15 protein-coding genes and 1 pseudogene are annotated in these 12,959 nt (G+C 43.3%); 7 read left to right on the top strand and 9 right to left on the bottom strand.

Annotation, left to right across the window (positions count from 1 at the left end):
• Position 1 precedes the first annotated feature (1 nt).
• The 4 genes and pseudogenes from FTV03_RS15205 (at position 2) to dnaJ (ending at position 2,386) form a co-directional block, all read left to right on the top strand.
• Entirely contained in the window at positions 2 to 136 is a 135-nt protein-coding gene (locus FTV03_RS15205) for a zinc ribbon domain-containing protein (protein ID WP_180042060.1), read from the top strand.
• Between the two features lie 121 nt (positions 137 to 257).
• Positions 258 to 650 (top strand): annotated as a pseudogene (locus tag FTV03_RS15200) (efflux RND transporter permease subunit); the annotation flags it as partial.
• 133 nt (positions 651 to 783) lie between these two features.
• Entirely contained in the window at positions 784 to 1,161 is a 378-nt protein-coding gene (locus tag FTV03_RS15195; RefSeq protein ID WP_180042059.1) for a hypothetical protein, read from the top strand.
• Positions 1,162 to 1,267: 106 nt separating this feature from the next.
• Entirely contained in the window at positions 1,268 to 2,386 is a 1,119-nt protein-coding gene (dnaJ, locus tag FTV03_RS15190) for a molecular chaperone DnaJ (RefSeq protein WP_180026213.1), read from the top strand.
• Between the two features lie 84 nt (positions 2,387 to 2,470).
• Here dnaJ and FTV03_RS15185 read toward each other — a convergent pair whose 3' ends face one another.
• Positions 2,471 to 4,114 carry a PglL family O-oligosaccharyltransferase gene (locus FTV03_RS15185; RefSeq protein WP_180042058.1) on the bottom strand — a complete coding sequence of 548 codons (1,644 nt, stop codon included), beginning with the start codon at positions 4,112 to 4,114 and terminating at the stop codon, positions 2,471 to 2,473.
• Positions 4,115 to 4,312: 198 nt separating this feature from the next.
• Here FTV03_RS15185 and dapB point away from each other — a divergent pair, with 198 nt between their 5' ends.
• Entirely contained in the window at positions 4,313 to 5,134 is an 822-nt protein-coding gene (gene dapB, locus FTV03_RS15180) for a 4-hydroxy-tetrahydrodipicolinate reductase (RefSeq protein WP_078194102.1), read from the top strand.
• A 58-nt stretch (positions 5,135 to 5,192) separates the two neighbouring features.
• Positions 5,193 to 5,837: an START domain-containing protein gene (locus FTV03_RS15175; protein ID WP_180042057.1), complete on the top strand. Its 645-nt coding sequence runs from the start codon at positions 5,193 to 5,195 to the stop codon at positions 5,835 to 5,837.
• A gap of 44 nt (positions 5,838 to 5,881) precedes the next feature.
• Here FTV03_RS15175 and FTV03_RS15170 read toward each other — a convergent pair whose 3' ends face one another.
• Positions 5,882 to 6,298 carry a hypothetical protein gene (locus tag FTV03_RS15170; protein WP_257220817.1) on the bottom strand — a complete coding sequence of 139 codons (417 nt, stop codon included), beginning with the start codon at positions 6,296 to 6,298 and terminating at the stop codon, positions 5,882 to 5,884.
• Between the two features lie 107 nt (positions 6,299 to 6,405).
• On the opposite strand from FTV03_RS15170, the gene FTV03_RS15165 reads away from it, so the two are divergent.
• Complete coding sequence (locus FTV03_RS15165) at positions 6,406 to 7,842, top strand: PLP-dependent aminotransferase family protein (RefSeq protein ID WP_180042056.1); 1,437 nt, start codon at positions 6,406 to 6,408, stop codon at positions 7,840 to 7,842.
• A 71-nt stretch (positions 7,843 to 7,913) separates the two neighbouring features.
• Here the strand turns inward: FTV03_RS15165 and FTV03_RS15160 are convergent, their stop codons facing one another.
• The 7 genes from FTV03_RS15160 to FTV03_RS15130 form a co-directional block, all read right to left on the bottom strand.
• A complete protein-coding gene (locus tag FTV03_RS15160; RefSeq protein WP_180042054.1) occupies positions 7,914 to 8,936 on the bottom strand; it encodes an NAD(P)-dependent alcohol dehydrogenase in 1,023 nt (340 codons plus the stop codon).
• 25 nt (positions 8,937 to 8,961) lie between these two features.
• Positions 8,962 to 9,531: a DNA-3-methyladenine glycosylase I gene (locus FTV03_RS15155; protein WP_180042052.1), complete on the bottom strand. Its 570-nt coding sequence runs from the start codon at positions 9,529 to 9,531 to the stop codon at positions 8,962 to 8,964.
• A 19-nt stretch (positions 9,532 to 9,550) separates the two neighbouring features.
• Positions 9,551 to 9,796 carry a hypothetical protein gene (locus FTV03_RS15150; RefSeq protein WP_078191630.1) on the bottom strand — a complete coding sequence of 82 codons (246 nt, stop codon included), beginning with the start codon at positions 9,794 to 9,796 and terminating at the stop codon, positions 9,551 to 9,553.
• A gap of 15 nt (positions 9,797 to 9,811) precedes the next feature.
• A complete protein-coding gene (locus tag FTV03_RS15145; protein WP_168379469.1) occupies positions 9,812 to 10,339 on the bottom strand; it encodes a M23 family metallopeptidase in 528 nt (175 codons plus the stop codon).
• Between the two features lie 67 nt (positions 10,340 to 10,406).
• The gene (gene mutY / locus FTV03_RS15140) at positions 10,407 to 11,453 is read right to left on the bottom strand and encodes an A/G-specific adenine glycosylase (protein WP_180042050.1); all 1,047 of its coding nucleotides are present in this window, start codon (positions 11,451 to 11,453) and stop codon (positions 10,407 to 10,409) included.
• 153 nt (positions 11,454 to 11,606) lie between these two features.
• Complete coding sequence (locus FTV03_RS15135) at positions 11,607 to 11,966, bottom strand: HIT family protein (RefSeq protein WP_078191628.1); 360 nt, start codon at positions 11,964 to 11,966, stop codon at positions 11,607 to 11,609.
• Between the two features lie 52 nt (positions 11,967 to 12,018).
• On the bottom strand, positions 12,019 to 12,759 hold the full coding sequence (locus tag FTV03_RS15130) for a dienelactone hydrolase family protein (protein WP_180042048.1): 741 nt from the start codon (positions 12,757 to 12,759) through the stop codon (positions 12,019 to 12,021).
• Positions 12,760 to 12,959: the final 200 nt, after the last annotated feature.

Genomic DNA, 12,959 nt, shown 5'->3' with positions numbered 1-12,959 from the left:
TATGACAAAATTGCCACTAAGCATAAGAGAATGGCAATGTCCTGACTGTGAAACAGTGCATGATCGTGATTTGAATGCAAGCTTGAATATACGCAATTTCGCTTTAGCTGATGCACTAGGACATAGTGCTGTATAAAGAGTTCCTGTACCGCCATACTGTCAGCGCAGTGCGGTATCGAAAGGTGCAATCTCTAAGATTGCATGGGTCGCAAAGATTCCCCCACCATAGCTCTTAGCTTGGTGGTGGGAGTATGTCAACTGCACCTTTGGGCATTATTGGCGTGGTGTTATTCCTGTTATTGTTCAATAAACCCTTTGGTTTTGTGGCAATGCTCGGCACGATTGCACTGTCAGGAATGATTATGCGCAATTCACTGATTTTGATTGATCAGATTGAACAAGATATTCAGTCCGGGGAGTCGGCTTGGGATGCGATTATCAATGCGACGGTACGTCGTTGCCGTCCCATTGTGCTGACTGCATTGGCCGCTGTATTGGCGATGATTCCACTTTCTCGCAGTATTTTCTTCGGTCCAATGGCCGTGGCGATTATGGGCGGATTGATCGTGGCGACCCTGCTGACCTTGTTCTTTTTACCTGCGTTGTATGCACAGTGGTTTAAAGTGAAAAAAACTCAGCAGAATCCTTAAAAGTGTCATAATATTGGGTGCGAAATATTGAATTTTTCTCTATAGTAGCACCTGATCTACAAAGACATTTTTAAAAAGTAAAACAACCACAAGTGCAGCGCGGCATATTGTGGTGTACGGGGTTGAATCACAGATGACAGCAGAGAGTTTATCTAAGTATCGCCGTTATGTTGCGATTTCTTATGTCTTCATGTTTTTCGCTTTATTTACCCTGATTAGTGGTGTATTTGCCTACGGCTTTGCACGCAAAGTCACTCAAATCGATTCTGCAGAAGTTTGGCTCCAAGCCCAAGCGCTTTGGGTCATGCGCACCGTTGTGATTTATTCCATGATGGCCATTTTTGCCGCACTGTGGTTTATTCCTTTATTTTTCTATTATTGGGACACCTATCTTTGGGTGACTGCATGCACGGTAATTGGTGTGATCTTTTCTTCGATTGCCTTTTTGTATCTATTAAATGCATGGATCCAAGGTCTATCCAAATTCGTTAAAAATAAGGCTGTTTTCTAAGTCGATTTATTTTTTTCCTGCCTACCCCTTGAAAAAATGGTTTGATTCCCCAATTTCAGACCACAGTTAAGTATTAAATTAAATTCCGTGAGGAGCATCGCCAGACATGGCTAAACGTGATTATTATGAGGTTTTAGGTGTATCTAAAACCGCAAGTGATGATGAAATTAAAAAAGCCTACCGTAAGTTGGCGATGAAGTATCACCCTGACCGTAATCCAGATAACCCAGAAGCTGAAGAAAAATTCAAAGAAGCTGCAGAAGCATATGAAGTTTTATCGGACAGCGAAAAACGTAGTATGTATGACCGTATGGGACATCAAGCTTTTGAAGGCGGCATGGGCGGCGGCGGTGGCTTCGGTGGCGGATTTGGCGCAGAAGATATCTTTAGTCAGTTTGGCGACATTTTCGGTGGCGCATTTGGCGGTGGTGGCCGTGGTGGTCAGCAACGCGCACGCCGTGGTTCAGACTTACGCTATGTCATGGAGCTTACCCTTGAGGAAGCTGTGAAGGGCGTGAAAAAAACCATTACCTTTACTGCGCCAGCGCCATGTGATGCCTGTGATGGTAAAGGATCTAAAAATCCGAATGACGTTGAAACCTGTAAAACCTGTCATGGTGCCGGTCAAGTGCGTATGCAACAGGGCTTCTTCTCTGTGCAGCAAACCTGTAGCACCTGTCGTGGTCAAGGTAAAATTATTAAGAACCCATGTAATAAATGTCATGGTTCAGGGGTTTCTGACCGTCAGCAAACTTTAGAGGTGACCATTCCTGCAGGTGTGGACAATGGCGACCGCGTACGTTTAAGTGGCAAAGGCGAGGCGATCCGTGATGGCCAAGCAGGCGACTTATATGTAGAAGTGGTGGTACGTGAACACGAAATCTTCCAACGTGATGGCGCTGACCTATATATGGATGTGCCTGTAAGCATTGCAGATGCTGCATTGGGTAAAGAAATTCAAATTCCGACACTCGATGGTCGTGTGAGCTTGAAAGTACCTGAAGGGACTCAAACTGGTAAATTGTTCCGCTTACGTGGTAAAGGTGTGAAGCCTGTACGTACCAGCATGACCGGTGACTTACTCTGCCGTATCGTGGTGGAAACGCCTGTGAACTTAACGGCTCGTCAACGTGAATTGTTGAAAGAGTTACAAGACACGATGGATGGCGATGACAATAAATCATCTCCGAAGAAAAAATCATTCTTCGACCGTTTGTTTGATTAATTGAAATGATTTGCTTGAGTTCGCTGTGATGTGAACTCAGGTATAAAAAAGCCTGCATAATTGCAGGCTTTTTTATTGAGCGTTTTAAGGTTTCGGCTGTGCTGTAGGCGGTAATAAACTCTCATAGCTCATGTCGAGCCTATAGATATTTTTAAGACGCTGTAGCTGATGACGTGCTTCAGCCTCACGACCATTAAATGCCAATAAACGTGCATATTTAATGATGTGGTATTTCGCTGGATAGCTGCGAACCAATTTTTCAGTATCCTGAATGGTTTGTTCAGAAACGATGGAATATGGATTTAAACGAATAATCGCTACCCGATGTCTAAATTCCGTGAGTAAATAGATCGGCGCATGGTTGGTGATTTTCTCCGGTGTTTTTTCATATTTTGATGCCTGACCCAGCTGAATCGCTGCATTGGCATAATCACGATAAATCACCGTAATCAGCACAGCGCCAATCACGAAAACAATGCGGATAAACCACGGAGACAGGCTCAAAGTAGCCGTCTGTGGCTTCGCTGCTTGAAGAACCCCGATAATAAAACCCGCAGGCAGTAAGAAATATGCGTAGTTTTGCGGAAACTCCAACATGGCATGAATAACGAAGACACCGACCATCAATAGGCCAATCACAGATAATGCAGACTTGGCTAACTTCTGTAATTGAATGCCCCAATAGGCGAAATAGGCCAAGAACGGCACACCAATAATGGCGCCATTCCACAATAAGAAATCCAAAATAAAATTGTGTGAGCTACGAATCCATACAGGCCCTTGCACCGTGTCAGAGATCGAGACAAAAGCACTACTGGTTTGATGCCAACCATAGCCAAACCAAGGCTGTGCAGCCACGGCATGTGCCATTTGTTGCCAAATGGCTAACCGAGACATATCTCCACCAGCACGTTTGACTACGTCACGACTTTCTTGAATATTCATGTCGGACATTTGGCTCATGATTTGACTTAATTTTGGCATCAATACAATCAGTGCCACAAAGCCGATAAACCATGCCAAGCTGTAAAACCAGCGAAGACGGATATAATCTTTGTACTGTGCATAAGCCAAATAGATTAGGACGCAAATACTTGCTACCCAAGAGGTGCGAGATTGGCTGAGCGCGACCCCAATTAAAATAGGAATTGCACAAGCGACTAAATAGCGGGTTTTAACTTTTTGCTGTTCATAAACATATAAGCAGGCTAACAAGGACATGAGCAGAAACGTGGCCATGTTATTCGGCTGAGCAAAGTTTGCAAATGGGCGCGTAGTTCCACTAATTTTCATCACAAAAGGAAGAAACGAGTCGAAATCTAACCACTGACATATTGCGAAGAGCCCTGTCATGACCCCAGAAGCAACAAAGGTATAGCTCAGGAATAGGAAGGTTCTTTCGCGTTTTTCCGTACCTTGAGATAGGCTAAAACCAAGATTGATACATAGCCAGAAGCTGAACACAAACAGCATACAGAGTAAGGCAATACTAAAATAATACACCTGCCCAAAAGCCAATTGGACGAAGGGAATCAGCGCTAAGAGCAACAGGGGCAAGGAAATTTTTGCCACCATGAGCTTTTCTTTAAAGAACGTTGCCGCTAAGGCAAACAGGGCAAAGAAGGTATAAAGCTCACCGGTATACGTGGCCCAAGGTCGGTAATGAATCGGAATCAGCCATGCTAGTGCAATACAGACTGCCGCACAAAGATACAATAGGGTTTTCATGAATATTCAAGATCAATAGAACGCGCCTATCATACCGTGAAAATGCCCAAACTTGGTGAGGGAATAGTCAGCGTCTGTCGTAGAAGTTGATTTGCACAATGACTCCAGAAAATGCAGGATTTTTTTGTTTGTAACTTAGCCTGTGCATGGAGTTTTGATATAGTAAGACCAATTTCGAATCAACATTAGGAAAATGTTATGTCAGCAGCTCCACGTATTGGTATCTTGGGCGCAGGCGGTCGTATGGGACGCATCTTAATTCAGGCGGTTCAGCAAGCTGGTTATCAATTGGCTGCTGCGGTAGAACGTCCTGAAAGTAGCTTGGTCGGTGCGGATGCCGGTGAACTTGCAGGGATTGGCGCGGTTGGCGTAAAGGTTGTCGGTAACCTAGCTGAAGTTTTAAAAGATTGTGATGTCGTAATCGACTTTACTGCACCTGCAGCAACGGCTCAGCATCTTAAACTTTGTCGTGAAGCAGGCGTTGCGATTGTCATTGGTACCACAGGTATGAATGATGAGCAAAAAGCTTATCTCGATGAAACAGCTACAGAGACTCCAGTGGTCTATGCAGCGAACTATTCTGTCGGTGTAAACGTTTCAATCAAACTTCTTGAATTGGCATCAAAAGTGTTTGGCGATACTGTGGATATTGAAGTGATTGAAGCTCATCATCGTCATAAAGTTGATGCACCATCAGGTACAGCGCTAATGTGGGGCGAAGCCATTGCCGGTGCTTTAGGACGTGACTTAAAACAAGATGCTGTGTATTGCCGTGAAGGTCATACGGGTCCACGTGAACGTCAAACCATTGGCTTCCAAACGATTCGTGGTGGTGACATTGTCGGTGAACATACTGCGATGTTTATTGCGGATGGCGAACGTGTTGAAATTACCCATAAAGCGACTAACCGTATGAACTTTGCCTCTGGTGCAGTACGTGCAGCTGCATGGGTAGTTGGTCGTGAAGCACGTAAGTACGATATGAAAGATGTACTGGGTTTTAACGATATTGACGTATAAAAGCGCGTTAAAATCCGTTATAACAACAGCATAAAATTAAAATAAGACGATCAATGGAATGAAAAAAGTCATCTTTATGGCCTGTGCTGTCGCATTCACTGCGGCAGTACAAGCGAAAACTATGGATAATGCCAAACTCACGATTAATAAAAATAATATTAAAGTTTGGACCTACCAAAATGCCCAAAATCCTGTCTTTCAATACAAAGCTGAAACCAGTTTTGATGTACCCATTGAAAAAGCGGTTTCCCTGATTTTAGATGTGGAAAATGCAGTGAATTGGGTCCCTTATATGGGCAGTGTCAAAGTATTATCCCGCGATGACCAGAAAGGTGAATTCAGTTTATATATGGTGTTGGATTTTCCTTTTCCCTTGAAAGACCGTGATTTGGTGGTACAAGGCAAAATGCGTAAAGATGCACAAGGCATTATTAGCATCCAAAATAAAGCGGTGAAAAAAGGTTATCCGATCAATCCCAATTATGTACGCCTAACCGACTATGAGGGCGATTGGACCTTCCAGCGTTTAGGCAATCAAAAGGTCAAAGTTTCGACCTATGGCTACGCCAATCCGGAAGGTTCCATTCCGCTCAGTTTCGTGAATATGTTCGTGCAGCAACAGCCTTATCAAATGCTACAAAAAATGAAAGTGCAGCTGGGTAAAAGCAAAACTGTTGAGACCTTTCCCGAAATTTTAAAATAAGCACCAGTAATGATTCAGTTCAATATGAACGATCAATGACTTCGCTACTCAGGCAGGCGAAATGCAGTCAACTGCTGCATGTGTTGTGTTTCTGGAAGTTCGATACTGAGTAAGGTCTGTTCTGGAAATTGATGCGGATGTAACTTGATTTGAAATTGCCGCGCAGTCAATTGTTCACAGGCAAAGCGAAGTTTGGCTTGCTGCGGCATCATATTCATACCGTTTTCAGATTTGGCTTTATAAATATATAGCTTTTGATGTAACCCGCCGCTGGTGATTGGTTGGATCTGCTCAAGTTCATATTGCGTCAGTTTTTGGGCACTCAAAAAACCTTGAATTAAAGATTTACAGATAAAATTTTGCTGGCTTTGAGCTTGAGTGTGCTGTTCGGGTTGGCACGCCATAAGCGTGAGTGTGCTGATGATGATTAGACCCGCTCGAAACTGCGTGAAGTCATTCATTTAATTGTCCCCCTATCGTTATTTTTGAGATATCAACCTGATGCCATCAGCTTAAATCTGTTAACTTAATGGGTACAGATACAAGAATGATTAAAAAAAGGGTACAGATGGCTTTTCAATATCAGCAGCTTGCGCAGCAGTTGGCACAGAAAATTTATAGTGGTGAATTGGCCGCAGGGCAGCGTCTGTATGCGCTACGTCAATTTTCACAGCAGCATCAGATCAGTTTAAATACCGCGAAACGCTGCTATGAATTACTTGAAGCCAAAGGCCTCATTTATGTCAAAGAAAAGTCTGGTTATTTTGTACAATCCTCACAGAAAGCCCAGCAAATTGCCGTGCCGAATCATCCTGATTTTGATTCCCGACCTCGTGAAATTTCGAATTTAGAATTGCAAATTCAGATCCATGAAGCATCTGCAAATAGTCGCCTGATTCATTTGGGTTCAATTCAGTTGTCCCCCAATTTTGTTCCTGTTGAAGCAATCAGACGTTCAATCCAAAGGGCATTAAAGCATTGTAAACCAGAAGATTTTTTATATAACAATCGGCAAGGTCATCCACAATTGCGTGAAGCTTTGTCGGCACATTGGGCTGAAGATGGTTTTTACATGCCTAAGGATGATATTTACATCAGCAATGGTTGTATGCCTGCTTTGTCAGTGATGTTGCAAAATCTAAGTGCGGAAGGGGAGAGTGTCATTGTTCCGACGCCGAACTATAACGGGCAATTGCAATTATTGGCTTTATTGAAGCGGGAAATTGTTGAAATTCCTGCCAATACGGAAGGTTTTGATTTAGATCGTTTAGAGCAGGCAATGCGGGATTCAGGCGCGAAAGTATGCTTATTGACTGCAAATTTTCAAAATCCTTTGGGTTTTTGTTTAAGTAATGAAGATAAGGAACGAATTGCACAACTGGCTGAAAAATATCAATGTTATGTGATTGAAGATGACATTTATGCTGAGTGTAGTTTCAATGCAAAGCGACCATTGCCTATCAAATATTGGGATCGGGCGGGCTATGTGATCTATTGTGGGTCGATTTCAAAATCTTTATCACCCTCTTATCGAGTGGGGTGGTTTTGCCTTCCACCACATTTGCAACATTTGCATCCTAAATTACTTTTGCAAAATGATTCGGTGAATACGCCTTTGCAGTTAGGACTTGCAGATTTGATTTTTAGTCGTGCTTATCGCCAACATCTTGCTGAATTGCGTCCTAAATTAATGGTGCAAGTCGAGCAGTATCGTCAGTATATTTACGATGCTTTTCAAGGGGTTGATATCCGTCTGAATCGGCCTCAAGGCAGTTATGCACTGTGGTTGCAGATGCCTGAACAAATAGACAGTTTGGCGCTGTATTACCATGCGCAAAAACATGGCATCAACATTGTGCCAGGTTTAATTTTTGGTGAGGACAATCGTTATAACAACTGTATTCGTCTAAATGCCGGGCATGAGTTGTCTGTAGATATTCAGCAGGCCATTTTGTTGCTTGCAGATTGGGTGCGTAAGGAATGCAGAAACACAAATGTCATCTAGATTAATGAGTCCATAAAGCATACAAAAAAAAGCCTGCATGCAGCAGGCTTTTTGGGCTTAGATTTTTGCCGTTAAAAATCAGCTTTCAACACGATACGATAACGCACGTTTCCTGAATGCAAACGTTCAATCGCTTCATTCACCTGAGACATTGGATACATTTCAATTTGAGGTGCAATATTTTGACGTGCGGCGAATCGAAGTAATTCACGCAGTGCTGCAGGAGAGCCTGTTGATGAGCCAGTGACAGATTTAGCACCACTGATCAGCATACCTGCGGGGATTTGCATCGGCTCAAGTGCTAGGCCGAGCATGTGAACGCTTCCATTCGGTGCCAAAGTTGAAAGATAGGCTTGCCAATCCAACGTCACATTGACCGTGCTTAAAATTAAATTGAACTTACCACGTTGTGCTTTAATCGCGGCAAGATCACGACTATTCACCACATGGTCAGCCCCCATAGCTTTAAGTTCATCGGTTTTATCTAAGTTTGAGCTGAATGCGGTAATTTCACAGCCCCAAGCTTTGAGCAGTTTAATCGCCATATGACCTAAACCACCAATGCCGATCACGGCAACATGGTGAATGGCCTGAATTTGGTGCTGTAAAATGGGATCAAATACCGTAATCCCGCCGCAGAGCAGAGGACCAGCACTGGTTGGATCAAGATCATCTGGAAGCGGAATAACCCATTGCCAGCCAGCACGGACTTTGTCGGCAAAGCCACCTGCATGACCGACGATTGTCGCTGTCTTGGTTCCAGTACATTGCACTTGGCGACCATCGATACATGGGTCACAGTGTTGACAACTTTCTGCTGTCCAGCCAATGCCTACACGTTGTCCGACTTTGAGTCCTTTTGCTTCGCTGCCGAGTTGGGTAATGGTTCCAATCACTTCATGCCCTGGGACCACAGGATATACCGAAGATTTCCAATCATTTTGGATAATAGAAATATCTGAGTGACAAAGACCGCAATACTCGACTTTGACTTCAACCTGATGGGCTTGTAATTCACCTGCATCAAATTGGTAGGGAACAAGGGCTTCACCACTGTTCATTGCTGCATAGGCGTGAATTGTATTGTCACTCATTATTCTATCCTTTCTGTTTTTGAGGTCATTCTGCGTGCGTGTATTTAAAGTCACAGTGATTTTCATGATCATTGACCATGCCGATAGCTTGCATCAGAGCATAGCAAGTCGTTGGGCCGACAAATTTAAAGCCATGCTTTTTTAATGCTTTGGACATGGCCTGACTTTGAGCGGTTTGTGCAGGGGCGCTGCGATATTCAACTACATCATTATTGGCAATTTGACCTTCGACAAAATTCCAAAGAAATTCCACCGGATGAATCCCTTGGGCTTTTAACTGTTGCCATGCTTTGGCATTATCACGAATGGCAGTGAGTTTGCCGATATGGCGAATCAAACCTGAATCTTGTAATTTTTCTTGTAATTGTAGGTCACTCAACGCTGCGATTTCGGCAATGGGATATTGAAAAAAATGTTGCTGATAGCAGGCCCGCTTTTTCAGCACAGTGATCCAAGACAGCCCCGCTTGTTGTCCTTCAAGACATAGCATTTCAAAGAGATGCTGCTCATCAAAACTAGGTTTAGCCCACTCAGTGTCGTGGTAGGCAATATATAAAGGATCTTCGGAGCACCAAGCACAGCGTTGTATCGTCATGTTGAATGCTCCTTTTGACTTAAATTTTAAAGACAGTCCATTGATCGTTTTTATTGTCCCAATACAACAGTTCCGCTTGATCGAGATCGGCAAATTGAATCCATACATCTTTACCCGATTTGTCTGCGTAGCCGGTGCTGATGAGTAATGCTTCTTCAGTGATCTCCATGATCCAGCCCTGATAAGACTGTCCATTGAGGCTGATTTTTTGTTGATTACCAGATTCTGCAAATTCCACCAGACGATTGATCAACGCTTCTGACATGTATGTTTCCTAAAATTAACGTAAATACGGATAGGGGTTAACGGCATTGCGACCTTTACCACCCAAGTAAATGCCATAATGCAAATGTGGTGCAGTATGTCGAGCATTGCCAGTATTACCTACATAGCCAATGACATCACCTTTTTTGACATAGTCGCCGACGTTTAAGCCACGTTTATGACCATCAAGATGCGCATAATAATGCCAAGAACCTGCGGGCCCCATAATCCATATCACTTTACCACCCAAATTGTTATTACGTAAGTCAGCAACTAAACCTTCTGTAGCACTGAGAACTTTTGTTCCACGTGGAACAATAATATCAATGCCTTCGTGGCTTCGTCCTTGGCTACGCGCTGCGCCCCAAGTGTCCTTGAGCGCACTTCGTTTGACTTGATGAACAGGAACAGGCAATTGATTGGATAAACGCATGTTTTGTAATTTTTTCACTTCATGAGCAGGCAATGTACTGCCTGATGGTTTAGGTGGAGTCGACGTACAGGCGCTGAGTAAAAGCAAAATAAAACCAATACCGCCGAACAACCCTTTGCGAAGCTGAAAAAATCCTTGAGTCACATTTGTCCCTATACAATTGATGAGCAGTTCAAAACTATGGCATAGAATGGCTTTCGAGTTCTAGCGTAGAAATGAGTTTTTTCATGGCAGTAGGAATACCGAGAGCAGTGGCTTGTATCGGTGTAAACCACTGTGCGTTGCATTCAATGGCTAAATGCTCTTTTTGATCGGCAGCAACGGTAAATACAGTAGCCTCTAAAAGCCAAGTGAAGTGGGTAAAGCTATGTGATATTTGCACTTGAGTGGTGGTAGGTTTCAGACCAAGCTGCTGAGTGTGGGATTGAAACTCATGGGGTTGATCAAAAATAGGTAAACACCACAGACCACCCCATAGCCCGCTATTCGGACGTTGTATCCACAGCCATTCTCCTGCAGATTGAATCAGCATGACTTGAGCTTCTCTTACAGGAACAGGCTTTTTAGGCTTTTTATAAGGTAATTCAGTTTCTAAACCTTGAGCATGTGCTTTGCAGTGCTGTTGCATGGGACAATATAAACAGAGTGGTTTTTTCGGCGTGCATACCGTTGCACCAAGATCCATAATCGCTTGGGTATAATCGTGGTTGCGTTCAGTGGGGCAGAGCTCTGTCGCCAGTTGCCACATGGCCCGTTCATGTACAGGTTTCGATAAATCATCTTCTATAGCAAAGAAACGAGACAATACTCGCTTGACGTTGCCGTCCATAATCACGCCATATTGTCTTAAACCTAAAGACATCAGCGCACCCGCGGTAGACGGGCCGATGCCCGGTAGTTCCATCCACTGCTCAAGATTGCTTGGAAAATGTCCCTGACGTGCAACAATACCCGCGGCTTTGTGTAAGTTCCGAGCCCGTGCATAGTAGCCTAAGCCAGCCCAATAGGGCGCCACATCATCCCAAGAGGCATGGCCTAAATCTTCAACAGTCGGAAACCGTTGAATAAATCGATCAAAATATTGTAAAACGGTTTTGACTTGAGTCTGTTGTAGCATAATTTCTGAAACCCATACTTTGTAAGGGTCATCCTTCACTTGCCACGGTAAGTCATGACGACCATGGACGTCAAACCAGTCGAGAAGGGCATCAGAAAAGTTAAACATGCAATACAATCAAAATTGAAAAAACTGGCCTAGTATACATCTTTCAATAGTCATTCTTTTTGTTCAAAACGAAAACTGTATATCAGGGGAAATGCAAAAATAGTGGCCATCAAAAAAGGAGCCGAGGCTCCTTAGTGAGTGTAAATTTAAAGTTTAGCTTTTAAAGCCCCAGCGGGTATCGAGCGCCAATGTTTGGTTTTCATAACGTGGGATAATGTGAATATGCACATGTTCAGTGGCTTCGCCAAAAACTTGTCCATCATTAAATCCAATATGAAAGCCAGTAGGTTGGTAGCGTAAATTTAATTCATTACGCGCTTGTTCAAGTAAGGACATTAAACTTTTACGTTCTTTATCAGTAATTTCAAAAAATGAACCAACATGACGTAGTGGGACAATGACAGCATGCCCTTTAGACAGTGTATGTGGTTCAGGAAGTACAACACCAAAATCATTTTTTGCAATCACGTCATATTCGTCAAAATTGCAATATGGACAATTGAGTTCTGTCATTGTGCTCTCCTCATTTTTATAAATTAAATATTGTGTATCGGTTCTTATGGCTTTAAGAACCAAGCTGGCGTGCTAACAATGCATACATGGCTGCTAAGCTTTGCTGTTCTGCAGCAGCGTTATAAGCTAAATCTACGCTGTTGGCTTTGGCACGTTCATCCGCCATCGGGTTGCTAAAGCCGTGTTTTGCGCCTTCAAAAATATTGATTTGATACTGCACTTGGGCAGCATCCATTTCATTTCTAAAGGTCGCAACATCTTCTAAGCTCACCATCGAATCGAGCTCACCATGTTGCACTAAAATCTCTGCTTGGACTTGTCCTGTTTGTGCAGGAGTCGCTGTAGCAAGTGTTGCATGGAAGGTCACCACAGCTTTTAATGCAGCACCTGAACGAGCTAAATCCAGCACGACTTTTCCGCCATAGCAAAAGCCTATTGCTGCGAGTTTATCTGCATTTACTTCTTTTTGCTGTGCCAAAGTGTTTAATGCAGCAGACGCGCGGGTCACAATGGTGTTGGCATGATCAAAAGTCTGCATCATCCATTCATAAGCTTGCTTGGCATCTGTGGTGACTTTTTTGTCACCATACATATCCAAAGCGAAAGCAGCATAGCCTTGTTCTGCCAATTCGCGCGCACGTTGTTCGGTATATTCATTGCGTCCCCACCATTCCGGGGCAACTAACACACCTGCGATCGCAGTGTCTGACTCTGGTGCGGCAAAATAGCCAAAAAGTTGAGTTCCATCAGCTGCTGTATATTGAATTTCGCGAGTCTTAATTTTAACGGTCATGGTCAAATCCTTATGTGCGGCTACGCAGTTGATGAAGATTTAAGATAAAGGGAAATGAGTTTTTGTGAAATAAATCTTTGTACACGACAAAAAAAGATAACTCATTGAAATAATGGCATAATACTTGTTTTCTGACGACGAATATGATGACACATTTCAATGAGTTACATCTCATCTTAAACAAATATCTAAAGTGGAAC

This window comes from Acinetobacter sp. YH12218 (assembly GCF_013417925.1).
In the GTDB taxonomy this organism is placed as follows: domain Bacteria; phylum Pseudomonadota; class Gammaproteobacteria; order Pseudomonadales; family Moraxellaceae; genus Acinetobacter; species Acinetobacter amyesii.
This window is presented reverse-complemented; position numbering and strand designations above follow the sequence as displayed.